Source organism: Petroclostridium sp. X23 (genome assembly GCF_030013905.1).
GTDB lineage: Bacteria > Bacillota > Clostridia > SK-Y3 > SK-Y3 > X23.
In genome coordinates, this window is sequence record NZ_CP124862.1 from 5,008,405 (window position 1) to 5,032,706 (window position 24,302).

A 24,302-nucleotide genomic window follows, 5' to 3' on the forward strand; every position below is an offset into this window, starting at 1 on the left:
TTTAAATAGAAAAAACAGCTAATTTTTAAAACTGTAAATGATAATGAATATCAATATCAAAAGAGAGGGGACATCAAATGGCTTACAAATTTGCGTTGATCGGTAACCCAAATTGTGGGAAAACTACCTTATTTAACGCGATTACCGGAAGCACTCAGTATGTAGGTAACTGGCCGGGTGTTACGGTAGAAAAAAAAGAAGGCAAAGCGAAAAACATCAAAGAAGATGTCGAAGTAGTGGACTTACCGGGTATTTATTCTTTATCTCCATATTCGATGGAAGAGGTGATTGCAAGAGACTACATCATTGATGAAAAACCCGATGTAGTGATCAATATTGTGGATGGATCCAATATTGAAAGAAATCTTTATTTAACGGTGCAATTGATTGAGATGGGTGTGCCTGTTGTAGTAGCGTTAAATATGATGGATGAAGTGGTGGCTAAAGGCGATAGAATTGATATGGAGAAGCTGTCTCGCATGTTGGGTGTTCCGGTAGTACCTACATCGGCAAGTAAAGGCGAAGGTGTTAAAGATGTTGTGTCAGAAGCGCTGCAAATCGCCCAAACTGCGGCAACCGGCCAATCAGCTGTCAATTACATTGCTTTTGATAATAAAATTGAAGATTGCTTGAAAAAAGTGCAGCAGCTCATTGTCAAATATACCAAGGGAGACAGGTTTACTAAAAGGTGGCTTGCGCTAAAGATGCTTGAGGGTGATGAAAAGATCAAGGAAAAAATACAGATTCCTGTTACAATCAGCCAAGACATAAAGCCATTGATAGAAAAGCTGGAGAGTGAATTTGATAATGATATTGAGACCATCATTGCCGATAGCAGGTATCAGTATATCGGGAATATAGTTGAAAGTGTTGCTCAAAAGAAAAACAAGGAAAACTCCCTGACATTATCCGATAAAATCGATAAAATCGTTACCAATAGAATATTTGCAATACCGATATTTCTATTGGTAATGTATGTAATCTTTGAAGTAACATTTGGAGCGGCAGGGTCGTATACCATCGATTGGGTTGATGTTTTTATCAATGAAACGGTAACAGGTGCTGTTTCGGGATGGCTTGAATCTGCAGCGGCCGCAGAATGGCTTCATGCTTTAGTGGTTGACGGTATTATTGCCGGAATGGGTAGTATGTTGGTATTTGTTCCTCAAATTATGATTTTGTTCTTCTTTTTATCACTTCTGGAAGACAGCGGTTACATGGCCAGAGCAGCGTTTATCATGGATAGGATGCTGAGAAAGCTTGGATTAAGCGGAAAATCATTTATACCGATGGTAATGGGATTTGGGTGCAGTGTCCCCGGGATTATGGCTGCAAGGACATTAGAAAATGAAAAAGATAGAAAATTAACTATCATATTAACACCGTTTATGTCTTGTGGTGCACGTTTGCCGGTTTACGCCTTATTTACGGCAGCTTTTTTTGCAAAGAATCAAAGCTTGGTGATTTATTCAATATATTTGCTGGGTATTGGTGTAGCGGTATTATCCGGAATATTGCTCAAAAAAACCGTATTAAAAGGGGAAACAGCACCTTTTATCATGGAATTACCTCCATACCGTTTTCCAACAATTAAGGGTATAGGCATTCATATGATAGACCGCGCCAAAGGTTTTATTAAAAAGGCCGGAACTGTTATTTTTGCGGCATCGGTAGTCATCTGGTTTTGTCAGACGTTTAATTTTTCTCTACAGATGGTTGAAGATCCGGCACAAAGCATCTTTGGGATGATTGGGGGAGCGATTGCGCCGGTATTTGCACCTATTGGATTCGGCGATTGGAAATCATCGGTTGCATTACTAACCGGATTAGTTGCGAAGGAAGTGGTAGTGGCTACGCTGGGGATATTGCATGGCCTGGGAGAAGTGGCAGAAGATTCGGTGGAATTGCATACGGCATTGAAAAACTTGTATACACCGCTTAGGGCTTATGCGTTTATGGCGTTTACGTTGCTGTATGTACCTTGTATTGCAGCAGTAGGTGTGATGAAGAGAGAGTTTAATTCATGGAAGTGGACATTATTTGCAACGGGATACCAGACGGGAATAGCTTGGGTTGTTGCCTTTTTAATTTTTCAAGTTGGCAAGTTTATTGGATTAGAATAAAGAGAGAAGGTAAAAAATGATTAACTGTATTTTGGGTGGTCTGATTCTAGGATTGGTTATATATTCAATCATTAAATATATAAAGAATATCAAAAAGGGCGGTTGCAGTTGTGGACAAGAATGTGACGGCTGCGGCTGCAATAATCATCAGCATATGCATAAATAAAGCATATGATTTTCAAATAACAGACGTTATCATTGTAATATAAAGGAGAGTGAAGTCAATGAGTATTGTGTTAGTCGGAGGTCATGACCGGATGCATGATGTCTATAAGAATGTATGCGGTAGATTAGGACATAGGGTGAAAATATTTACCCAAATGCCGGCAAAGTTCGATAAGATGATCGGAAACCCGGATACGATACTATTGTTTACCAGTACGGTATCCCATAAGATGGTGGGTGTCGCAGTAAAAGAGGCCAAGAGAAAAAACATACCTCTTTTAAGGTGCCATAACAGCAGTGCAGCTTCATTGGAAGATGTAATTAAAAATATTGCCCCAAATAATACGGCTTGTTGACTTTTAGTGTGAAGGATCATATGAAATATCAGTGTGAGTCAACAGCCGTACAAACAAAGAAGGAATGATAATGAATTGGATATCCAGACTAATGATTAATCACGGTTTATTTCATGATATTATAGAATGTTTAGTCACAGCATTGGAAGCAAAAGATCTTTATACCAGCGGTCATTCTTCCAGGGTAGCCGATATGACATATGACTTGGCCAGACGTGTTGGTTTAAGAAGAGGCATGCTGGAAAAAGCACATATAGCTGCTCATCTTCATGATATAGGTAAGATTGGTATCCCGGATCAGATACTGAATAAAAGAGGGAAGCTTTTGCCTCATGAATGGGCGCAGATACAGCTTCATCCGGAAATAGGGTATAGAATCTTAAACAAATCAAAAAGGCTTAAAATCATTCCGGATATTATTCTTCACCATCATGAACGTTGGGATGGAAAAGGATATCCTTCAAGATTAAAAGGAGAAGCAATTCCTTTTGGATCAAGGATTATTGCAATATGCGACACCATTGATGCAATGACATCACAGAGACCTTATCGTAAAGCTTTTTCATGGGATGAATGTAGAAAAGAAATAGAACTTAATAAAGGTACACAATTCGACCCGGCACTAGTGGATGCAACTGAAAAGTTATGGCCCTTATGGGAAAAACAAATGAATAACAGTTAAAAGTTACAGTATGATAAACATTTTAGATAAAAAGAGAGAAGTTATGTCGTCTTTCTATTTATAAGGGGGCAGAACCATTATTATGACGCATAAAAATAAAATTCATAAAGCTGATTTTACGTTTCGAAAAGATTTTTTACATATGATCAAGACAGAAGATTTCTATGAGAAATTGTACAATACAAAAAGATTAGGTATTTCTACAAGAAATATAAAAATATTATTGTTTGGATTTTTCAGTATGATTCATCTTATTTTTCTGGGTGTTTATCTATCTCCTATTATTAATAGCAAGGCAGGGGATTGGGTTCATTTAAAAGTAAATATTTGGGTTCCTATAATGCATATCACGGTCACGGCTTTTCTGTTTTTGGGGATGATATGTATAGTTTTTAAACAGTCGGAGCTTTTGATAGATATTAAGAAAACATTGGAGTCGGTGCCCATTAATACTACAAAGGGGTTAGCTGAAGCTGTTTCAATGATGGTCAAATATGCAGCGCTTACTATTGAAGATTTAAGAGATAAATTGAATAGAGCCAAAGAAGATACTTGCGGTACAAGAAAAGCTGCACTAGACTCGGCGGAGATATCAAGGCAGTTATATGATGCAGTGAGAGAAATTGCTGCCGGAATATCTGCTCAAACAGCTGAAATAGAAGTAGCGACCATATCTACCGTTCAGCTTGCACAAAAGATTAATAATATTAAGGATAGCATTGAAGTAGTTACGAATGTATCCAATAAGACCAAAGAAGTAAGCAATGGGGCAGTAGAAGTTGTTGAACACTTGAAAATAAAAACGGTAGAAACTGCGGATATGAACGATATTATACAAAAGGGTATAGATAGTCTGAATCATAAGTCACATGAGATCATAGAAATTATTAAGGTTGTTAAAAGTATAAATGAGCAGATTAATATTCTTTCGCTTAATGCAGCAATAGAAGCAGCAAGAGCAGGAGAAGCAGGCAAAGGATTCGCAGTAGTTGCAAATGAAGTACGAAGACTAGCGGAACAAACCAAAGAGACCACTATATTTATAGAAAAAATGATCGGCGGTATTCAAAAGCAAACGTCGGAAACAGTAAAAAATATTAGAAAAGCTTCTGAAATATTCGGTCAACAGGCAATATCCGTTCAAAAGACGGACACCGCTTTTAAAGAAATATTAAATCATATGGAATCCATCACAGAGCAGGTACGGAGCGCTAATGAAGAAATACGGAATATTCATGAATATAACGACAAAGCAACAATAGGGATAAGCAGCATTGCATGTGTAGCAGAGAGTACCCTGGATTCTCTAGAAGAGCTAGTGAATACCAGTAAACAACAAAAGAGTTCTTCTGACAAATTAGTAGTAAGGATTCAAAATTTGTTTGGAAGTATCAATGATTCTGTGATTCTTCAAGAGAGATAGAACACTTGGCTCTCACTTTATATATTCTGTTTTCAATAGGACTTATAATTAAGTATAGAACTTATTTAATAAAACATGGATTGAAAATAGTTAGGGTGCTCTAATTATTTTTGTGATCAATGTTAGATAAATCTAACATATTTTATGAGGAGACTGATGGTATGTATAAAATCGCAATTTATGGAAAGGGTGGGATTGGTAAATCCACAACAACATCCAATTTAGCGGCAGCCTTGTCAAAAAGCGGTTATAAGGTGATGCAAATCGGATGTGATCCGAAAGCAGATTCTACCAAGAATCTGAATTATGGCAAGGTAGTACCCACTGTACTGGATGTTCTGCGCTTGAAGCCGGAAAAAACTACTTTAGCTGATATTGTTTTTGAAGGGGAAGGAGGCGTGCTTTGTGTAGAGGCAGGAGGTCCCACGCCGGGAATCGGCTGCGCAGGACGGGGAATTATTACGGCTTTTGAGAAACTTGAGGAGCTTAAGGCTTACGAAGTTTATCACCCTGACATTGTGCTGTATGATGTATTAGGGGATGTTGTTTGCGGAGGCTTTGCGATGCCTATCCGTGGGAAATACGCCCGGGATGTATTTGTTGTAACCTCCGGTGAAAAAATGTCCCTTTATGCTGCTGCCAATATTGCGTCGGCAATTACCAATTTCAAGAGCAGAGGTTATGCCCGCTTGTCGGGAGTTATTCTGAATTCCAGAAATGTTCATAATGAACATGCGTTGGTTTCAGAACTTGCAGGGGAGATTGACAGTGAAATTATCAGTGTGCTCAGCCGGAGTGATTATGTGCAGCGGGCAGAAGAGCAAAACACGACAGTTGTCAATGCATTCCCTGACAGTCCTATGGCAAAGGAATATTTGGAGCTGGCAAAAAAAGTGCTGGAGGTGTGTGACCAATGCATTCACTAAACCTGCAGCAATCATCGTGTTTATCACATTTCGAGGATACGCTGAGATATTGTTCACCTTCTCATGGCGGATGGGGTGTTGTGCGGATGGGTATGCTTGTACCCGAAAGCTATCAGTTGTTTGTCTGCCCTTTTGCCTGCGGCAGACATGGTGCTATCGGCGCTATTACCCAAGGGTTCAAGGACAGGCTTTCCTATTTGTACATAGATGAAACCGATATAGTGTCGGGAGGTTATGAACAACTCATCTTGGAAGGGGTGGAAGAACTTCTCGATGAGCTGGATTTCAAGCCCAAAGTACTTATGATTTTTGTCAGCTGTTTGGATGATTTGCTTGGAACCGATCATGATGGATTTTTGAGTGAGCTTCGGGAGCGCTATCAGGATATGCGTTTTACCTTATGTCATATGAATCCCATTACATTGGATAGCAAGGTACCCCCGCCTGTGAATATACAATGTAAGATATTCGGTTTGCTGGAAAAGTCAGAAGAGCCGGTATGCCGACAAATGGCTGCTTTCTGCGGCAACAATGTAGCAATCGACAAAGAAAGTGAGATCTTTGCTGTTTTATCGGCTGCCGGATATACAGACATATTACATATTTCACAATGCAAGACTTTTAGCGAATTTCAGCAAATGTCAAGGGCAGCATTGAATGTTGTTCCCTCACCTATGGGGGCCGCAGCAGCAGGAGATGTTAAGGAAGTACTGGGGATAGATTATGTTTATATGCCGGTAAGTTACGACTTTGAAGAAATTGACCAAAATTATCATAAAATTCTATCAAAAGCAGGTTTAAGTATGGATTTTTCCCATTTCAGGTACCGGACTCAAAATGCGATTTCGGCAGCTAGAACAGAGGTTGGGGATATGCCGGTCGTTATCGATAATTCAGCTACGGTTCGGCCGTTTACTTTGGCTAAATTGCTTCTTTCCTTTGGATTTAACGTCGTGGAGATATATGCGCAGGACTGCAAGGTTTTTGAAAAGGAAAGCTACCAATGGCTTTGCAACAATGCTTCGGATATTAGAATACTCCAGCCGGAGCATCCCAGAGCACCTGCTGTGCGCCGGCATGATAGGGAGTGTATTGCCATCGGTTTTGAAGGAGCGTATTTGACAGGCGCCAGATATGTTGTGAATCTTGTCAATGATGAAACACTCTATGGTTATCACGGGATAGAAAAACTGATGAAAATGATTGCAGCTGCATCAAAGGGTACGACGGATCTGCGTTTGCTTATTCGTCAATATGGACTGGTTGTTTGATGGATGTTCTAAAGAAATATATTAAAATTGATTGAGGTAGTGTTATGCATAAATTAGCAATTAAATTACCACCTTTTTCACCGGATTATTCCGGTGCAATTTCCGCTTTATTTGAACTGGGAGGCATGATGGTAATCCATGATGCCTCCGGATGTACCGGTAATTATACAGGGTATGATGAACCTCGCTGGTATGATTCCAAATCTTTTGTTTATTGCTCGGCGCTTCGGGAGATAGATGCTGTCATGGGCAATGATGACAAGTTTATCAATAGAATCGTCAGTGCGGCAACAGAACTCAATCCAAAATTCATATGCTTAATGGGCAGCCCTGTACCCATGATCATAGGCAGTGATTTTGAAGGGATCGCAATAGAAATAGAGCACAAGACAGGTATTCCGACATTCGGATTTGCCACAACAGGCCTTAAATATTATGATAAGGGCGCATCGGATGCACTTGTGGCTTTTTCGCGGCGTTTTGTCACACAGAGGCATGAAAAAAGGCCAAATACCATTAATATGCTGGGTGCTACACCCATTGACTTTACGAGGGTAGGCACGGTGATGGATTTTCAATTCGAATTCCAATCAAGGGGGATTGAAGTACTTTCAACCTTTGCTATGGGCAGCAGCTTGGAGCAACTATCCGACAGCAGTGCTGCAGCTGTAAATATTGTTGTCTCTGCAAGCGGTTTAGCAGTGGCGGAGTATTTCAGCGGGGTTTTTGGAACACCCTATGTGATCGGGCAGCCCATAGGTACATATCATACCGACAATCTCTGTAAGCTTATCCAAAAGGCTCAGGATACAGGGGAAAACCAATTCATGCGTATACCCGAAGATACGGCACGCATCCTGCTCATAGGGGAACATGTGACAATGCATTCTCTGCGTGCATGCCTGTATGAGGACTTGGGGATTTCCGGTGTGGATATCGGGTGCCCTTTCCGGCGGATATCACAGATCAATGCTTCAAACGATATGGCATTATTATCGGAGAAAGACATAAAAAATATTGCTAACAGTGGAAAGTATACGCATATCATAGGGGATCCTTTCTTTGAACAGCTCATTACAGAACCTTTGCATTTTACTCCTCTGCCTCATGTGGCGGTTTCCAGTAAAGTCCATTGGGAAAAGCCCCTTGAGCTTGCAGGAGAAAAAATAAATAAAATATTGAAAGGAATAATGTAAATGAAAAAACGATTAACCTCTTTATTAGTATTTTGCATGTGTTTTATGCTGCTCGCAGGCTGTGCCCAAGCGCCGGCACCGGGTAACCCACCGGAGCAGCAAGAAAAAACTTCCGAGGAATCAGCCCAAAAGGATGCCGCACAACCGGAAAAAGCTGCTAAAACCGATACAAGGACTATTGTTGACCAAGCCGGAAATACGGTGGAAATTCCCGAAAAAATAGAACGGGTTGTCATCACTTCATTATGGCCGTTGCCTTCGGTATACGTCCTTTTCCAAGGATCTGCCGATAAGCTGGTAGGGATGCATCCGGCATCTTTAAGTGCAGCCAAGTATTCCATGCTCACCACTGTTGCTCCCGAAGTATCAAAGGTAGAGACCGGATTTATAAAGAATGGTGAAATTAATATCGAGGAACTGTTATCGCTGAAACCGGACGTTGTTCTCTATAGTGCCACCAATAAAGCAGAAAAAGAAATACTGGGGAAAGCAGGTATCCCTGCCGTAGGCTTCAGTACAACCATTGAAAAATTCAACACTGTAGAAACCATCAACAGTTGGGTTGAACTGCTGGGGGAAGTCTTTCAAGAACAAGATAAAGTCCCAGGTATCACTGAATACGGGCGCGAAGTCTATGATCAAATCCAAGAACGCATCGCGAATGTGGCACAAGAGAATAAACCTAAAGTGCTCATCTTGTTTAAATACAGTGACACACAATTTCAGACATCGGGAAGCAATTTCTTCGGGCAATACTGGTGTGACGCTGCCGGAGCGATCAATGTGGCTTCTGAGCTGAAAGGGATGGCCGATATCAATATGGAGCAGGTATATGAGTGGAATCCGGATATTATTTATATCACCAATTTTTCCAAGTATATGCCGGAGGATCTATATAATAATACCACGCTGGACGGGCATGACTGGAGTGGTGTCAAAGCTGTTAAAGAGAAACGTGTGTACAAATATCCCTTAGGCATGTACCGATGGTATCCGCCTTCATCCGAGTCCGCACTCAGCCTTTGGTTTCAGGCAAAAACAAATTATCCTGAGCTGTTTAAAGATATTGATCTTGAGCAAATTGTAAAAGACTACTATCAAAAATTTTATCATATTGAGCTTACCGACGAGAATGTGCATCAAATTTTCAACCCGGCACGAGAAGCAGCGGATGGTGTATAAATAATGGCAATATTAAAAAAGAATAGAATGCTTTTTATAGTAGTTTTGGTTGCTATTCCTCTATTGACGGCGTTGACATGCATTGGAATCGGAAGGTATTCGCTGACCATAGGGGAGTCTTTTCAGGTGCTGCTTCATGCGCTGCTGTTCGGCAAGGAATCTGTTGATGCGCAAAGCTATAGTGTTATCATCGGTATCCGGCTGCCCCGTATTATTCTTGCGTTATTATGCGGCGCAGGGCTTGCGGTGTCCGGTGCTTCATTCCAGGCGCTGTTTACCAATCCCCTCGCAACTCCCGATACATTGGGAGTTGCGGCGGGAGCATCCTTTGGTGCGGTTGTCGCACTTTTGGCAGCCGATCATCTGATATGGGTACAGGCAGTGGCGCTATTAATGGGTCTTGCTGCGGTATTTTTAACCTATTCCATCAGTAAAATACGGGGAAAATCAACCATTATCATGATGGTACTGTCGGGGATGGTCATATCTTCGATGTTCCAAGCCTTTGTATCACTTATTAAATACATGGCAGACCCGGAAGATAAGTTGCCCGCCATTACATATTGGCTGATGGGGAGCTTATCCAGTGTTACCTATAAAAGTCTTTTGATTGGAACGCCGTTTATTTTAATAGGTATTATACTGGTGTCTGCACTGCGTTGGAAGCTTAATGTACTTTCTCTCAGTGAAGATGAGGCGCATTCGATGGGCGTCAATGTGAAACATCTGCGTCTGCTCATAATAGTAGCGGCCACAATGATTACCGCTTCCGCCATCTCTATGTGCGGGCAAGTAGGGTGGATAGGGCTTTTAATTCCTCATATAGCCCGGATGCTTTTTGGAAGCAACAACCGGTTTGTAATCCCTGCGAGCATTAGTTTTGGAGCGGTATTCATGCTTGTGATTGATACGGTTGCCCGCAGTGCAACAGCGGCCGAAATTCCTGTATCCATCCTGACAGCGACTGTTGGAGCACCCTTTTTCATCTTTTTGCTTAAAAGAACAGGAGGTGCGTGGACATGATTTTTGAGATAAGAAATGGAAGTTTCGGATATTTCCCCGGACAAGAAATATTGAAAAATGTGCAGCTATCCGTCGGTGATGGGGATGTGCTTTCCATTCTCGGGCCTAACGGCGCCGGCAAAACAACACTGCTCAAGTGTATGATGGGCTTGTTGAAATGGCGCGGGGGTGCAAGCTATTTGGATGGTCAGAATATCGCTCATATACCGGTTAGAAAGCTGTGGCAAAAAATCGCCTATGTACCCCAAGCCAAAAGCTCGGTTTTTGCTTATACCACGGAGGAGATGGTTTTATTAGGTCGCAGTGCACACATTGGTGTGATAAGCCAGCCAAAAAAAGAAGATCATGAAAAAGCAGCCGCAGCGATGGAAGCAGTAGGTATAACGCATCTTAGGGGTAAGGAATGCAGCCGGATCAGCGGAGGAGAACTGCAAATGGTGTTGATTGCACGGGCGCTGACAACAGAACCATCCATGCTGGTGTTGGATGAACCGGAATCCAACCTTGATTTTAAAAATCAGTTGATTATCTTGGAAACCATTAAGGAGCTCGCAAAAACCAAGGGAATTTCATCGATATTTAATACCCATTATCCTGCCCATGCGCTGAAGATTTCCAATAAATCGCTCATCCTGAATAAAAATGGATATAGTATCTTTGGCAATACTCAAGATGTGGTCAATAGTCAAAATATGTGTGATAGCTTTTCTGTAAATGTGCATATCAGCAAACTGCAGGTTAACAACGAAAAACATCATTTGGTTATTCCTTTAAACATTGTATAGAAGCAGTAGATCAGTAGGGATGGTTCTTGCTGTAAAACATTGATGCCGGTTTGCAATGACAAACCTACCGACACTACTGAAAAATCTGATTTGCCACAAAGAGGAAGTCCGATATGGAGATCTTTCGCCAGTTGACGGATGAAAAAATCTGATTTTTCTGTTGACCGGTGAATTTTTTTGTATAAACATAACAGTGTTATATTATGAGCAGGTGAATAAAATGATGATAGAGGATATTAGTCCGTTAGATAAAATTCTTGCAGTAGACAAAGAGAGAAAACAAATGGAGTTAGAATGTGTAGGGATTATAAAACTTACACCAGTTTACAAGTTTATTAAGCAACATCATCTAAGCCCAGGAAGGTATTAACAGCATTTTTAACAGCAAAATAAATTTTGTGGTTTTCGAGTCGTTTGACGAAACTCTCAAAAATTAATTCCTGCGTTAGTTGGTCGATAACAGCGTGTTTTACTACTTGGGGACTTTGGAATTTATATTCATGGAACCGCGAATGAAAAAATGGTAATACCTGCATAAAAGCAAAGGCAATAGCAAGCAAATTCACATACCGTTCTATCGCTTTTTGGTTCCGTACCATATAGTTACCAAAAGACCAAAAGAATTTATGCTGATAAAATATGACCTCAATGTTCCAACGAATGCTGTAGCAAAAATACGGTAAGTGTTGATAGTGCTGAAGTTCATAATCAATGCCTTCCACTTTATGTTCCTTGAAGATATTAATATCGTTGGCTGCTATTGTGCTTATTAAAACTCTTACAGAGTCAAAACACTCTATGTCTTTGACAGTAACCGTAATAATAACAGGTAGTCTTTCAAATAAATTGGTAAGCACCTTTTTATTTGAAACATAGTATTCACCCAATTTTTCATAGCTTAAGTTTTTGATATCTATTTTATCGCCATAGGCTCTAGGTCTTCCCCTTTTACCTGTAGGGGCTGGGGGAAGGTCGTAAAGTACTGTGTCGCAACGAACCGCTGCAATAAGTTCCAGGTTATCGTACTTTTTAACTGTCTCTATAATGATACCTTTACTGTACCAACTATCACATAAAAGAATAACTTGGTATTCAGTTAGTAGTGGCATTACGGTATCAATCATTGAGGACGCTATTTCAAGCTTAGTTTTAAGCTTGTCATAAAGCCGATACCCTACAGGGATACTTAAATACTTTGTTCCACCGTTCCAAAACAGCGGTATATTAATAGCTAGTGATACAAAGCAGTGACCATTTAGATAATTACTGCCATTCTTGCTGGTATGGTCAAAGAGTTTGGAATAACAGTCAAATTTATTCCCGAACTTTTCTTGTAGCGTATCATCAGTACTTAAAAATATAGTAACGTATGGCTTTAAATCATCCGGTATCAAGGATAGCGCAATCTTCACTGTAATGACCAACAAAAGGTCACAGGAAAAATTGGCATAGGATAAAAAATAATAAAAACAATTGAGGGCCTTGCTGCAATACTTCTTGATAAAATTATCATATAAAAACTTAATGCTGCGAACTTCTTCATTACAAATAATTGCTGTAATAAGCCAACTAAACACTAAAAAGCTTCGCTTCTTAAAAGCCGGACGATAGTGCATTAAATATTGATTCAATGTTTGTTTAACTGAATTATTGGCAATACTAATCATGAGTGGGTCAGGTACCTCCTACATTTATTATTTTTCATGATTAGTATTTGTAGGATTAAGGTATCTGACTTTGTTATTTTTAGGCATTTACCAACCTAACTGGCAATTTACTATTTCAAAACTTGTAAAGTGGTGTAAAACTTATATAGCAAAGGGAAATGGTTTGTGATATAATCTTTCAAAATAAAGAATCAAAAAACTGCACATTACACAACTTATTTGATAGTTTTCAAAGTAAAAAAACAGCAGAAAAATTATGCTTGAGATAGTAACGGAGGGAATTTATGGATATACACGATAGGGTTAGCACAGGACTAACGGGCTTTGATCAAGTAATTGACAAGCTTCGGCTTGGAGATAATGTCGTGTGGCAGGTGGATTCGGTTTCCGATTACAAAAGAATGGTAGATCCCTATGTGATGCAGGCTAAGATAGATAAAAGAAAGCTGGTTTATATTCGCTTTGGCAGCCATAAACATATATTGGAAGATAGCGGGGATATTAAGATTTATCATCTTGATGCAAGTAAAGGCTTTGAAAGCTTTGCGACAGAAGTGCATAACATAGTTAAGAAAGAGGGGAAGAAGGTCTTTTATGTTTTTGACTGTCTGACCGATTTGTTAAAGTATTGGTATTCAGATCTAATGATAGGAAACTTCTTTAAAGTGGCCTGTCCCTACCTATACGAACTGGATACGGTTGCATACTTTGCTATTATACGTAATTTTCACACCTATAGTACCATTGCAGGAATCCGTGAAACGACACAGCTTTTACTTGATTTATATAAAGTAAACGATAAATATTACATTCATCCGCTCAAGGTATGGCAGCGCTATTCACCTACTATGTTCTTTCCGCATTTGATACAAGGTCAGGAAGCTGTCAGCATTACCGCCAGTTCCGAGGCTGCCGAGTTGTTCTCCAATATTCATCGCAGTGAGGATCGGCTTGACTACTGGAATGTTGTTTTTAACAGGGCAAAAGAAGCACTCAGCTTTGCGCCGGAACGGCAGGAAGAAACAAAGAAGCTCCTAATGTATATGTTGATAGGTAATGAATCCAGAATGTTCGATCTATGTAACCGATATTTTACTTTAAGCGATATTCTGATGATTGCTTCTAGAGAGGTGGGGACAGGATTTATCGGAGGGAAAAGCGTAGGTATGCTTGTTGCTAGAAAAATTCTGGAGAGGGAAGGAAAAAAACGCTTTGTGCCGTTTATGGAATCCCACGATTCCTACTATATTGGATCAGATGTGTTTTACACCTATATTGTGCAAAATGGATGGTGGAAGCTTCGGACAAAGCAAAAGACAAAAGAAGGATATTATAAGTATGCGCATGAACTTAAAGAAAAGCTATTACATGGAAAGTTCCCAAAGGATATTCAAGAGAAGTTTGTTCAAATGTTGGAATATTTCGGGCAATCTCCTATTATTGTAAGATCCAGTTCGTTGCTTGAGGATAATTTTGGAAATGCCTTTGCAGGGAAATATGAAAGTGTATTCTGTGTAAACCAAGGAACTCCCGAGGAGCGATATGAAGCTTTTGAGCAGGCAATCCGAATCGTTTATGCCAGTACAATGAATGAGGATGCACTTACTTACAGGATCAACAGGGGACTCTTTGACAGGGACGAACAGATGGCTATATTGGTTCAGCGTGTTTCCGGCGATCAATATGATGAAAACTTTTTTCCTCATATTGCAGGTGTCGGAAATTCTTCTAATCTTTATGTCTGGGATGGAAGTGTAGATATGGATTCCGGTATGCTGCGTCTGGTATTCGGGCTTGGTACAAGAGCGGTAGATAGAACGGTGGGCGACTACGCCAGAATTGTATGTCTGGACAATCCTTTGCGTATTCCGCCGATGAATTTTGAAGATCAAAAGAAGTTTTCTCAACATAATGTTGATGTGCTTTCTCTTAAGGAAAATGCTTTAGTAACTAGAAATTTGGAAGAAATCATCGCGTACGATATAAAGGCAGATAGGGAGTTGTTTGCAAGTTTGGACTTTCAAACGGCAACGCGCATGAGCGAACTTGGATATAAAAATAAGAAGACCCCATACATTTTGGATTTTCCAAAATTATTTACTAATACTGAATTTTCCTTAGTTATGAAAGAAATGCTGGCATTATTATCTAAAGTCTATGACTATCCCGTCGACATTGAATTTACAGCAAATTTTAAAGAGTACAACGAATTTAAGATTAATCTTTTGCAATGCCGTCCACTGCAAACAAGAGGGTTAGGTAAGCCGATAGAGATACCGGAATTAAATGATAATAAGGATTGCTTTTTTTCTACAAAAGGGAACTTTATGGGAGGAAATGTACGGTTACCTATTGATTTTGTTGTTTATATTCATATGCAAGCTTACTTAGAGCTTAGTGAACAGGGCAAATACGCCATAGCCAGGCAAATTGGATTATTAAATACAGAAATGAAAAAGAAAAACGTAATGTTAGTTGGTCCGGGCAGATGGGGAACCACAACGCCGTCACTAGGTGTGCCTGTGCATTTTTCAGAGTTGTGTAATATGTCGGTTATCTGTGAGGTGGCATCGAAAAAAGCAGGAATAATACCCGAATTATCGTATGGAAGCCATTTTTTTCAGGATCTTGTAGAAACAGGAATTTTTTATGTAGCCATTTTTGACGGACATAAGGATGTTATTTTTAATGCTGACCGGATTATAAAAAAGGAGAATATGTTGACATCTATTTTACCTCAAAGTAAAAAATATTCACATGTCATTCATATTGCTAAAACAGATGATATGGAGATATTTTCTGATATTGTAACACAAACGCTTTTATGTAGATGATGAATGGTTTAAAGTGGTGATGCTTGTTAACAATGGGAACTGTCCCTAATGGCTTCTTTGCCTGTGAAAGCGTTGAGGAGCAGAAGAAACATCTTATACAGTAAAATAAGAAATTATGAAATACAAGTATAACGGTTTCCATTACTTGCTCGCACTACTAAATAAAAAAAGAACTAAAATAGCGTTATTCTATTTTAGTTCTTTTTTTGCGCCAATGTAAAGAGTTGATTTTTATCTATTAAATCCCATAATTCTAATAATACATATATTATTGACATTTTATTCTAAACAATATATAATAAAAAATGATAAAACATAACATAAAAGAATATAACGATGAAATTAATTGTGTAATGACCTGATATGTAGAGTTATATATTGGGTAGAATACATAATATAATCGCAATGATGAGTTTATAGCATTCTTTATTATGAATGTGTTGGTTTTATCATTTTGTTATTTAAGTATGTGAGGTTATAGAGAAAAAAGAAAAATATGTTGGAAAGTTTTTTTTAGAGGGGGATGTTCTTCTTGATAATTAACAATTCTAAAATATTTAAACTCAATAAACGAATCTCTAGGATGAGATAACTATACGGTTGTTGCCGGGTTGTCAGTATTTCTGGGGTTTTTTGCGTTATAGTTGAAGGAGATAGATGTTACGAACTTTGGAATGATAAGGGAAACACTGTCAAGGCTTGTGTTCCGTCAGCAAACTGAAGAAAAGCTGTATTAAACGGTTCTGATGACAAGGATTGGTAGAAAAAATATAATTTATAATCAAAAACTAAGGAGGATAAAGAAATGTATAACAAAATCAAATCAAGCATTTTAATGCTGATGGTACCCCTATTTGTGAGTTTGTTATTTCTTGGAGGATGCAGCAGTGAAGTAGTGCAGGAACAGCAACAGGAAGAACCTAAGACTTTATTTGCTTATGTCGGAGCCAATCTTAAAAACCCGGTCAGTGACCTAGCTGCGTCGTATGAGGAAAAAACCGGAGTAAAAGTGGAACTTACCTTTAATAATTCCGGGATGCTGATGAATCAGCTGGAAACCATGAAAAAAGGCGATATCTATATGCCGGGAGGAATGCCTTTTGTGGAACAGGCTAAACAGAAAGGACATATCGATCAGGTTGTGGGGCCGATTGCGTATCACACGCCTGTCATTATTACTCCGAAAGATAATCCGGCTCAGGTGTCTTCTCTTGACGATCTTTCCAAAGAAGGTGTTAAATTGGTAATTCCGGATAAAGATGCTACAGCCATAGGGAAAACAGCATACAAGATTTTCAATAAAACAGGCAAAACTGCTGAAATAGAAAAGAATATCATTGCCAATTTGGAGACACCTCCCAAGGTATTGGCTGCAATCACTATGGGGCAGGGGAATGCCGGAATCGTCGAATACAGCAATACGTTTAAAGATAAAGAAAAAATAGAAGTCATTGAAATTGATCCGAAAGTGAATGAAGTGGAACAAATCCCGATAGCTTCTCTAGTGTATTCAGCGGATAAAGAATTGGCTGCCGACTTTATGAAGTATGTACAGGAGAACGGTCCCGTAGCATTTGAGAAATATGGATTCAAAACAAAATAATCTAAAGCAGTCGGGGAATAACATATTTTTTGGTTTGTTATGGATAGTATTTGCTTTTATAATTCTGTTTCTCCTGTTATTAATCATCGGTTTGTTAACTTATAGTGATTTTCATACCCTTTTTGATATTCTCAAGCAACCCGAATTCCACTTTGCATTGAAGTTTACGCTGTGGACTTCGATATTGGCTACAATCCTTGCGACAATCTTCGCCTTGCCGTGCGGTTATATTCTATCCCGGTATAAACTTCCCGGCAGCATTTTCTTGGATACTATACTGGACATGCCTATTGTGCTTCCTCCACTCATCAGCGGGATTGCATTACTGATTTTCTTTGGACCTTTTTTGGGGGAACACCTGGCCCGGGCGGGAATAAACATTGTATTTACGCCGTTGGGAGTGATTGTTGCCCAATGGTTTATCGCCACTCCCTATGCCATAAAAACCTTTAAGCAGGCGTTTACTGCTATTGATCAACGTATGGAAAAAGTAGCCCGTACTTTAGGTTTTTCTCCATTCAGGGTTTTTTTTAGAGTGACCCTGCCTTTGGCTAAAAACGGTCTTATCAGCGGAATCATGATGGCTTGGACACGGGCATTGGGGGAATTCGGAGCAACGGCCATGCTGGCGGGAATTACCAGGATGAAGACCGAAACGCTTTCAGTGGCGGTTTTTCTGAATATGTCCATTGGTGATATTAAATTTGCTATTTCAACAGCCATCGTGATGTTATTCATAGCGCTGATGTTGCTCATTGTTTTAAAAATGGTTCTTCGAAATGAGGTGCGGGTATGAAGAAACCTTACTTTGAAGTAACAGACCTGCGCGTTCGAGCCGGAAGGTTTGAACTGCAGGATGTTTCTTTTTCATTGGACAAAGGGGAGTATTTAATTATATTAGGACCCACCGGTTGTGGAAAAACAATGCTGCTGGAAACACTGGCAGGTCTGCGCAAACCGGTTGCAGGTCAGATGCTGCTGGACAATCATGATATCACTAACTGGACTCCTGAGGTAAGGGCATTTGGGTTTGCTTATCAGGACAGCTTGCTCTATCCTTTTTTAAGTGTAAGGGAGAACATTTTGTTTGGGGCCAGAGCAAGGAAACGGCACAAAGAGGAAAAGATATTGCAGCGCATGGATAGACTGGCGGAAGCGATGGGGATTTCTCATTTGCTTGAAAGGTTTCCGCGGGCGTTGAGCGGAGGGGAAAAACAGCGGGTTTCACTAGCGAGAGCGATCTTGGTCAGCCCTCCGGTTCTTTTGCTGGATGAGCCTTTATCCGCTTTGGATCCCCAAACACGCCATGCTATGAGGGAATTGCTGCACGAAGTGCATCAATCGGAAGGCTTGGATATGATCCATGTCACTCATGACTTTAATGAAGCTTTACAGTTAGGGACGAAGATGATTGTGATGAATAAGGGGAAAATAGTGCAGCAAGGAGAACCTATGAATGTATTTCATCAGCCTCATTCCCTTTTTGTAGCCGGTTTTCTCAAAAGTGAAAATGTTATCAAGGGAAGAATTGAAAACATTAGTGGTACGCGTTGGTTCAAAAACATAGAGAATGAATGGATTGTGGGACCACTTCCTGAGAAAAAGATTACTGACAGCAATCAAAAAGAAGTTTACTTGATGATTCATGCAGGACAACTGGAAGTATCTCCAAACAATGATTCGCTTTTGAAAAAGCCGAATGCTTGGAACGCGTATGTAGAGAAAGTAATGATCAATAGCACCCATGTTGAGCTGATTTGTAACGGAAGGGGATGCTGGCATGCAGCCTTGTCAAGAAATGAATGGCAAAGACTTGCTTTGGACATAGGATCAAAGGTAACATTATCGGTAGATATCCGAAATACCCATCTGATAGAAAACCCCTAACATTTGAAAAGTAGAAATCTTAGTGAGAAAAGTGAGGGAAAAATATGGAACAAAATGGTTGTTTAGTAGAACTGCAGAAAGTTTTTAAAGAATTAGTGAGCAAAAATGAGCTGGATGAAAGAAGCATAGGTGTTACCTGCTCGGTGCTTACGACCCAGGAAGCCATTGGGAATCCGGGCAGAAAGGATTTTCCCATTCAGAAAGGGAAAGAGAAACTGATACAGGCTTGCTTTGGATGTTCCCGCGGGCAGGCTTTTACAGATATGCCAAATACCTATAGTGGTAAATTGAAAGAATTGACCACCATGCCGCTGGAAACGAATTTTGACAGGGCGGTCTTCATTTCGGGAATGAATGCGGTCTTGAGAGAATTGGAAATTGCCGACCATACTATTCATTGCAAAGATGACGAACCAAAGAAATGCAGCTTGGAACTGGCAGAAATGATTGAAAAAGAATATGGCAAGCCTAAAATTGCTTTGTTCGGTCTGCAGCCGGCGATGGCTGAGGTATTATCAGGTCAATTTCCGTTGAGAGTATTTGATCTTGATGAGGATAACATCGGCAAAGAAAAATACGGCATTATGATCGAGAACGGAATGTGTAAGATGGATGAAGTTGAAGCGTGGGCGGACATATTTTTGGTGACAGGAAGTACGGTGTGCAATGGGTCAATTATTGATTTCCTTAAAATTAAAAAGTCTGTTATCTACTTTGGAACAACGCTTGCGGGAGCCGCTGCTTTATTGGGATTAACCCGGTTTTGTCCGCAATCATCTTGAGCATCAATGACTATTAAAACCTTTAGTGTTTAAGTATATTAAATTTCATTTAAGAAGGTGTGTTTTATAATGTATATTAGCGATGAAACCATTGAAAGGTTTATAAAAGAAGATGTGCCTTATATCGATTTGACAACCCTTGTATTGGGAATTGGAAATGAAAATGGGCAGATATGTTTTACGGCGAGAGAAGATACCGTATTGTCGGGGGTGGAAGAAGTAATAAAAATTTTTAATAAGTTGGGAATAGGTAAAGCGGGATTTTTACCGTCAGGCACCCGGGTTCGAAGCGGGGAAACATTTATAAGAGGGGAAGGATTGTGTTCCAACCTTCATATGGCATGGAAAGTTTCTTTAAACATTCTGGAGTACTGCTGTGGTATTGCGACCCGGACAAGAAGATTGGTAGATAAAGCAAAATCAGCTAATCCTGACATATCTATCGTCTCAACCAGAAAATCCTTTCCCGGTACAAAAGAGCTTGCCATCAAGTCCATCATCGCCGGAGGCGCTTTTCCTCACCGGCTGGGATTGTCTGAGACAATCCTTATTTTCAAACAACATGTGAATTTTCTCGGTGGGCTTGAGCAGCTTCCGCAAATGATAAAACAGATCAAGATGAATGCATGCGAGAAGAAAATTATCGTAGAGGTTGAAAATGATACTGAAGCGATGATGATGGCCGGGCTAGATATAGACGGCCTACAGTTTGATAAAGTGCCGGCAGCACAATTAAAAAATATGGTTAAGGAAATACGCAGTATTAATCCGAGGATTACTTTGATTGCAGCCGGTGGCGTGAACGAAAGCAATGCGGACGAATATGCAATTACCGGTGTCGATGCGATTGCTACCACTTCAGTATATTTTGGAAAGCCTTCAGATATTAAGGTGATAATAGAAAAATGTTAAAATATTATTACCATTGAGCAGGAGGGACGGTTTTTCACTGTAAGGCTTTGACGGCTATCAACAGTGAAAACCGTCTCTGGTGGCCCATCAATCTTAATTTCCATTAAGTGAAAATCAATATTCTCTTGACAATGAAAAATTTTCCGTATATAATATTTATGAGAATGATAATTGTTATCAAATACAGCATATTGCCAATGTATTTTGCATAGGACGTATGTCAGAGATATATAGGTTGTATTTATTAAGAAAGGAAGATGATTGTGATGCTTTCAAAAGCAAAAGTGGGTCATACAGGGCGAATAAAGGCTGTATCAGGAAGCGATAAAATTTGTAAGTTCCTTTTTTCATTAGGATGCAGTGAAGGGGAAGAAATTACGCTGATTTCTATATTAGCAGGTAATTACATTATAAGTGTCAAAGATAGTCGATATGCTATTGATAAAAAGATGGCAAATTCCATAGAGTTGGTTTAGTACATTAAGCGGGGGCCCCGCTTTTTTAAGACACTGCAATTGAGAATGAGTATCATTATTATGTTATTTATAATATTATAATATAGGAGGATTGATTATGAAGATCGCATTAGCGGGGAATCCTAACTCAGGGAAAACCACATTGTTTAATGCAATAACAGGTAAAACGGAGTACGTAGGGAACTGGCCGGGCGTAACGGTTGAAAAGAAAGAAGCCGACCTGCAACGCAAGTTTAGAAAAATAATTGCAAATGCTAGAGTAGTAGACTTGCCGGGTGCTTATTCAATTGCGCCGTACACAAGTGAAGAAGCTATTACACGAAATTTCGTATTAGGAGAAAATCCGGATGTAATTATTAATATCGTAGATGCAAGCAGTTTGGAAAGGAGCCTGTACTTTACGTCGCAGCTATTGGAATTAGGTATCCCGGTAGTGATTGCTTTAAACAAGCAAGATGTGGTTCGTCGTTATGGTAATAAAATTGATGTAGAGGGGCTGGCGAAAACCCTTCAATGCCCAGTGGTTGAAACGGTTGCTAACGATGGTGAAGGTTTAAAAGAGTTGATGCACGCCGCAGCAGATTCAGTCGGTGCAAAAAAAGCACAAGCAGTTCCTCAATTTAGTGGAAAAGGAACAGAAGGAGAGGACAAGGCCAGACAACAATTTGTAAAAGAAGTTGTGAGTAAGCACCTTGAGAAAAAACGTGATGCAAGCAAAGTAACAGTGAGTGATAGAATCGATAGAATTGTAGCAAACGGCTTTTTAGGATTACCGATATTTGCTGTGGTTATGTGGCTTGTGTATGCTTTTTCTATCGAAGGTTTGGGCGGATTCTTATCCGGTTACTTTAATGATACACTGTTTGGAGAGATGATACCGGATGCATCCAACGGCTTTTTGGAAGGTATTGGTGTTCATCCGTTATTGCAAGCGCTTATTGTGGATGGTGCTATCGGCGGTGTGGGTGCAGTAATTGGATTTTTGCCGCTGATTATGGTGTTGTTTTTCTGTCTTGGTTTACTGGAAGATAGTGGTTATATGGCTAGAGTGGCCGTGGTAATGGACCGTTATTTTAAGAAAATCGGTTTATCGGGCAAATCAATCATTCCTATGATTGTGGGTTCCGGATGTTCAATTCCGGGTGTTATGGCCACAAGAACCATTGAAGATATCAATGAAAAGCGTATGACGACAATGTTAACGCCATTTGTGCCCTGTGGTGCCAAGTTGCCGATAATCGCACTTTTCTCGGCTGTATTTTTTCCCGATGCCTCTTGGGTAGCACCCAGTATGTATATTTTAGCTTTTGTCATGATTGCAATTGGAGGATTGATTCTTAAGAAAATATTCGTTTGGGAAAATACATCTACATTTATTATGGAATTACCGGAATATAAAATTCCAAGTTTGGTGCATGCTTTTAAACAAATGATCAAACAGGCAAAAGCGTTTATTATAAAAGCGTCAACCATTATTCTCGTAATGAATACGTTGATATGGTTTATGCAAACATACAGTTGGAGACTAGAGGCTGTGGAAGATGCCGGGCTTAGTATCTTGGCTTCTATCGGGGGTGTTATAGCACCGCTTTTAATTCCGTTAGGATTTGTAGGATGGCAATTAGCAGCCGCCGCACTAACCGGATTTATCGCAAAGGAAAATGTTGTAGCGACTTTTGCAATCATATTATTGGCCGCTTCGGAAGATGCATTACATATGCCCGGCGGCGTATTGACAGAATTGTTTAATCCGGTTACAGCATATGCATATTTAGTGTTTAACTTGTTTACACCGCCATGTTTTGCAGCAATCGGTGCAATGAACTCTGAACTTGATAGTCGTAAGTGGTTGGGTAGAGCTGTCTTGTTCCAATTGAGTGTTGGTTATTTACTGGCCATGCTTATTACTCAAATCGGTACAATGATAGTCTATGGTGAGTTGGCAGTAGGTTTTGTTCCTGCAATTATTGTTAGTATACTATTTACAGGTTTAATCGTTTATTTAATAAAAGGTGCTGACCGTAAAAGAATTCAGACTCCAGCACTGGTTCACTAAGGAGTGATATATATGTTGCCGACTATCATTGTTGGTACAATCTTTTTCGCACTTATAGGTTTTGGTGCATATAAGTCAATCAAAAGCATGAAAAACAATTCTTGTCCAGGTTGTTCAGGCGGTTGTTCCGAACAAACTAAGAAAAATTGTGGTAAGTAAAAAGCCCCCTTATGCTTTTTAATATGCAGATAAGATAGCAGAGTTGTCACGACTCTGCTATTTTGTGATTTGTAAAACTTTATATATATTTATAAAAACTCCTATATTGACAATCAGAAGATCTATACATATAATGGTGAATAAAGGAAAGGTGGTCGTTAATGCAAGTATTGAAAGAAGAGATAAGGTTCAGTATTCTAAATGCCGCGAAGGAATTGTTTCTGGAAAAGGGATTTGAAATGGCTTCCATGAACATGATCGCGAAAAAAGCAGGAATAAGTAAAAGCAATTTGTATAATTATTTTCCATCTAAAGAGGATATTTTTTATGTCTTAACCGAGTATGCATATGATAAAATTGAAAGCGTTCTTGAGGACCTATTCAACCATGGTTCCGATGATAATTTTGATGTAGAAAGATTCGTAGCTTTGGCATCTGAAAAGTTGATTTCGCTATTAACAAAATATAAAAAAGAAATGATGTTAATTGTGGACTGCTCACAGGGAACCAAGTTTGAAGGTACCAAGCAGGCGTTTATTCTTCGTTTGCAAGAACATTATATTTCGGAGTTTAAAAAATTTGATATCTTAGTCGAAGATAATGACTACTTTTTTGTACATTACATTGCTACCAGTTTGATAGAAGGCCTATTGGAAATTATCCGGCACGATAAAAGTGATGCATGGATTAGAAAGAATATAAATTTGTTTATAAAATATTATATTAGAGGGTATTCACAATTTTTTACTGATGATTTCAGTTAATTTTTTTAATTTAATAACGACCGGTCGGTA

Annotated in this window: 22 protein-coding genes; 21 read left to right on the forward strand and 1 reads right to left on the reverse strand. The window is 39.5% G+C overall.

Translation table 11 applies throughout. The annotated features are described in order from the left end of the window. Positions 1–77 precede the first annotated feature (77 nt). The 11 genes from feoB (QKW49_RS23485) to QKW49_RS23535 all read left to right on the forward strand — a co-directional run bounded on the left by feoB (QKW49_RS23485) (position 78) and on the right by QKW49_RS23535 (position 11,132). Entirely contained in the window at positions 78–2,123 is a 2,046-nt protein-coding gene (gene feoB, locus QKW49_RS23485) for a ferrous iron transport protein B (protein ID WP_282865059.1), read from the forward strand. A gap of 16 nt (positions 2,124–2,139) precedes the next feature. Further along, positions 2,140–2,289, forward strand: a complete 150-nt coding sequence (locus QKW49_RS23490) for a FeoB-associated Cys-rich membrane protein (protein WP_282865061.1) — start codon at positions 2,140–2,142, stop codon at positions 2,287–2,289. A 58-nt stretch (positions 2,290–2,347) separates the two neighbouring features. Then, positions 2,348–2,644, forward strand: a complete 297-nt coding sequence (locus QKW49_RS23495) for a DUF2325 domain-containing protein (RefSeq protein WP_282865062.1) — start codon at positions 2,348–2,350, stop codon at positions 2,642–2,644. Positions 2,645–2,714: 70 nt separating this feature from the next. Then, positions 2,715–3,326, forward strand: coding sequence for an HD-GYP domain-containing protein (locus QKW49_RS23500; protein ID WP_282865063.1), 612 nt, complete (start codon positions 2,715–2,717; stop codon positions 3,324–3,326). An 82-nt stretch (positions 3,327–3,408) separates the two neighbouring features. Then, positions 3,409–4,749, forward strand: coding sequence for a methyl-accepting chemotaxis protein (locus tag QKW49_RS23505; RefSeq protein ID WP_282865064.1), 1,341 nt, complete (start codon positions 3,409–3,411; stop codon positions 4,747–4,749). Between the two features lie 161 nt (positions 4,750–4,910). Then, positions 4,911–5,675, forward strand: a complete 765-nt coding sequence (locus tag QKW49_RS23510) for a nitrogenase iron protein NifH (RefSeq protein ID WP_282865065.1) — start codon at positions 4,911–4,913, stop codon at positions 5,673–5,675. After that, on the forward strand, positions 5,663–6,946 hold the full coding sequence (locus QKW49_RS23515; protein WP_282865066.1) for a nitrogenase component 1: 1,284 nt from the start codon (positions 5,663–5,665) through the stop codon (positions 6,944–6,946). The genes QKW49_RS23510 and QKW49_RS23515 overlap by 13 nt, the downstream gene beginning before the upstream one ends. 44 nt (positions 6,947–6,990) lie before the next feature. Continuing rightward, positions 6,991–8,142: a nitrogenase component 1 gene (locus QKW49_RS23520; protein ID WP_282865067.1), complete on the forward strand. Its 1,152-nt coding sequence runs from the start codon at positions 6,991–6,993 to the stop codon at positions 8,140–8,142. Beyond that, positions 8,143–9,324 (forward strand): ABC transporter substrate-binding protein, encoded by a 1,182-nt coding sequence (locus tag QKW49_RS23525; RefSeq protein WP_282865068.1) that lies wholly within the window; start codon positions 8,143–8,145, stop codon positions 9,322–9,324. Between the two features lie 3 nt (positions 9,325–9,327). Continuing rightward, complete coding sequence (locus QKW49_RS23530) at positions 9,328–10,347, forward strand: iron ABC transporter permease (RefSeq protein ID WP_282865069.1); 1,020 nt, start codon at positions 9,328–9,330, stop codon at positions 10,345–10,347. Further along, positions 10,344–11,132, forward strand: a complete 789-nt coding sequence (locus tag QKW49_RS23535) for an ABC transporter ATP-binding protein (protein ID WP_282865070.1) — start codon at positions 10,344–10,346, stop codon at positions 11,130–11,132. Before QKW49_RS23530 ends, QKW49_RS23535 begins: the two co-directional genes overlap by 4 nt. Positions 11,133–11,467: 335 nt before the next feature. Here the strand turns inward: QKW49_RS23535 and QKW49_RS23540 are convergent, their stop codons facing one another. Beyond that, positions 11,468–12,799, reverse strand: a complete 1,332-nt coding sequence (locus QKW49_RS23540) for a transposase (protein ID WP_282865071.1) — start codon at positions 12,797–12,799, stop codon at positions 11,468–11,470. 284 nt (positions 12,800–13,083) lie between these two features. On the opposite strand from QKW49_RS23540, the gene QKW49_RS23545 reads away from it, so the two are divergent. The 10 genes from QKW49_RS23545 (at position 13,084) to QKW49_RS23590 (ending at position 24,272) form a co-directional block, all read left to right on the forward strand. Beyond that, positions 13,084–15,633, forward strand: coding sequence for a PEP/pyruvate-binding domain-containing protein (locus QKW49_RS23545; RefSeq protein WP_282865072.1), 2,550 nt, complete (start codon positions 13,084–13,086; stop codon positions 15,631–15,633). A gap of 805 nt (positions 15,634–16,438) precedes the next feature. Beyond that, positions 16,439–17,236, forward strand: a complete 798-nt coding sequence (gene modA, locus QKW49_RS23550) for a molybdate ABC transporter substrate-binding protein (protein ID WP_282865073.1) — start codon at positions 16,439–16,441, stop codon at positions 17,234–17,236. Continuing rightward, positions 17,217–18,032: an ABC transporter permease gene (locus QKW49_RS23555; RefSeq protein ID WP_282868226.1), complete on the forward strand. Its 816-nt coding sequence runs from the start codon at positions 17,217–17,219 to the stop codon at positions 18,030–18,032. The genes modA and QKW49_RS23555 overlap by 20 nt, the downstream gene beginning before the upstream one ends. Beyond that, positions 18,029–19,123 carry an ATP-binding cassette domain-containing protein gene (locus QKW49_RS23560; RefSeq protein WP_282865074.1) on the forward strand — a complete coding sequence of 365 codons (1,095 nt, stop codon included), beginning with the start codon at positions 18,029–18,031 and terminating at the stop codon, positions 19,121–19,123. Before QKW49_RS23555 ends, QKW49_RS23560 begins: the two co-directional genes overlap by 4 nt. A 44-nt stretch (positions 19,124–19,167) precedes the next feature. Continuing rightward, the gene (locus QKW49_RS23565; RefSeq protein ID WP_282865075.1) at positions 19,168–19,905 is read left to right on the forward strand and encodes a DUF364 domain-containing protein; all 738 of its coding nucleotides are present in this window, start codon (positions 19,168–19,170) and stop codon (positions 19,903–19,905) included. 66 nt (positions 19,906–19,971) lie between these two features. Continuing rightward, positions 19,972–20,817 (forward strand): ModD protein, encoded by an 846-nt coding sequence (modD, locus tag QKW49_RS23570; RefSeq protein WP_282868227.1) that lies wholly within the window; start codon positions 19,972–19,974, stop codon positions 20,815–20,817. A 266-nt stretch (positions 20,818–21,083) separates the two neighbouring features. Continuing rightward, positions 21,084–21,293, forward strand: coding sequence for a FeoA family protein (locus tag QKW49_RS23575; RefSeq protein ID WP_282868228.1), 210 nt, complete (start codon positions 21,084–21,086; stop codon positions 21,291–21,293). Between the two features lie 97 nt (positions 21,294–21,390). Next, the gene (gene feoB / locus QKW49_RS23580) at positions 21,391–23,349 is read left to right on the forward strand and encodes a ferrous iron transport protein B (RefSeq protein WP_282865076.1); all 1,959 of its coding nucleotides are present in this window, start codon (positions 21,391–21,393) and stop codon (positions 23,347–23,349) included. Between the two features lie 12 nt (positions 23,350–23,361). Further along, on the forward strand, positions 23,362–23,508 hold the full coding sequence (locus tag QKW49_RS23585) for a FeoB-associated Cys-rich membrane protein (protein WP_282865077.1): 147 nt from the start codon (positions 23,362–23,364) through the stop codon (positions 23,506–23,508). A gap of 161 nt (positions 23,509–23,669) precedes the next feature. Then, the gene (locus QKW49_RS23590) at positions 23,670–24,272 is read left to right on the forward strand and encodes a TetR/AcrR family transcriptional regulator (protein WP_282865078.1); all 603 of its coding nucleotides are present in this window, start codon (positions 23,670–23,672) and stop codon (positions 24,270–24,272) included. Positions 24,273–24,302: the final 30 nt, after the last annotated feature.

Bases quoted from the DNA above. Each gene is read 5' to 3' on its own strand.
- QKW49_RS23505 (WP_282865064.1), top strand. From the start codon at position 3,409: ATGACGCATAAAAATAAAATTCATAAAGCTGATTTTACGTTTCGAAAA.
- feoB (WP_282865059.1), top strand. From the start codon at position 78: ATGGCTTACAAATTTGCGTTGATCGGTAACCCAAATTGTGGGAAAACT.
- QKW49_RS23520 (WP_282865067.1), top strand. From the start codon at position 6,991: ATGCATAAATTAGCAATTAAATTACCACCTTTTTCACCGGATTATTCC.
- QKW49_RS23515 (WP_282865066.1), top strand. From the start codon at position 5,663: ATGCATTCACTAAACCTGCAGCAATCATCGTGTTTATCACATTTCGAG.
- QKW49_RS23530 (WP_282865069.1), top strand. From the start codon at position 9,328: ATGGCAATATTAAAAAAGAATAGAATGCTTTTTATAGTAGTTTTGGTT.
- QKW49_RS23535 (WP_282865070.1), top strand. From the start codon at position 10,344: ATGATTTTTGAGATAAGAAATGGAAGTTTCGGATATTTCCCCGGACAA.
- QKW49_RS23590 (WP_282865078.1), top strand. From the start codon at position 23,670: ATGCAAGTATTGAAAGAAGAGATAAGGTTCAGTATTCTAAATGCCGCG.
- QKW49_RS23560 (WP_282865074.1), top strand. From the start codon at position 18,029: ATGAAGAAACCTTACTTTGAAGTAACAGACCTGCGCGTTCGAGCCGGA.
- QKW49_RS23565 (WP_282865075.1), top strand. From the start codon at position 19,168: ATGGAACAAAATGGTTGTTTAGTAGAACTGCAGAAAGTTTTTAAAGAA.
- QKW49_RS23510 (WP_282865065.1), top strand. From the start codon at position 4,911: ATGTATAAAATCGCAATTTATGGAAAGGGTGGGATTGGTAAATCCACA.
- QKW49_RS23575 (WP_282868228.1), top strand. From the start codon at position 21,084: ATGCTTTCAAAAGCAAAAGTGGGTCATACAGGGCGAATAAAGGCTGTA.
- QKW49_RS23500 (WP_282865063.1), top strand. From the start codon at position 2,715: ATGAATTGGATATCCAGACTAATGATTAATCACGGTTTATTTCATGAT.
- QKW49_RS23555 (WP_282868226.1), top strand. From the start codon at position 17,217: ATGGATTCAAAACAAAATAATCTAAAGCAGTCGGGGAATAACATATTT.
- QKW49_RS23495 (WP_282865062.1), top strand. From the start codon at position 2,348: ATGAGTATTGTGTTAGTCGGAGGTCATGACCGGATGCATGATGTCTAT.
- QKW49_RS23540 (WP_282865071.1), bottom strand. From the start codon at position 12,799: ATGATTAGTATTGCCAATAATTCAGTTAAACAAACATTGAATCAATAT.
- QKW49_RS23490 (WP_282865061.1), top strand. From the start codon at position 2,140: ATGATTAACTGTATTTTGGGTGGTCTGATTCTAGGATTGGTTATATAT.
- QKW49_RS23525 (WP_282865068.1), top strand. From the start codon at position 8,143: ATGAAAAAACGATTAACCTCTTTATTAGTATTTTGCATGTGTTTTATG.
- modA (WP_282865073.1), top strand. From the start codon at position 16,439: ATGTATAACAAAATCAAATCAAGCATTTTAATGCTGATGGTACCCCTA.
- QKW49_RS23585 (WP_282865077.1), top strand. From the start codon at position 23,362: ATGTTGCCGACTATCATTGTTGGTACAATCTTTTTCGCACTTATAGGT.
- feoB (WP_282865076.1), top strand. From the start codon at position 21,391: ATGAAGATCGCATTAGCGGGGAATCCTAACTCAGGGAAAACCACATTG.
- QKW49_RS23545 (WP_282865072.1), top strand. From the start codon at position 13,084: ATGGATATACACGATAGGGTTAGCACAGGACTAACGGGCTTTGATCAA.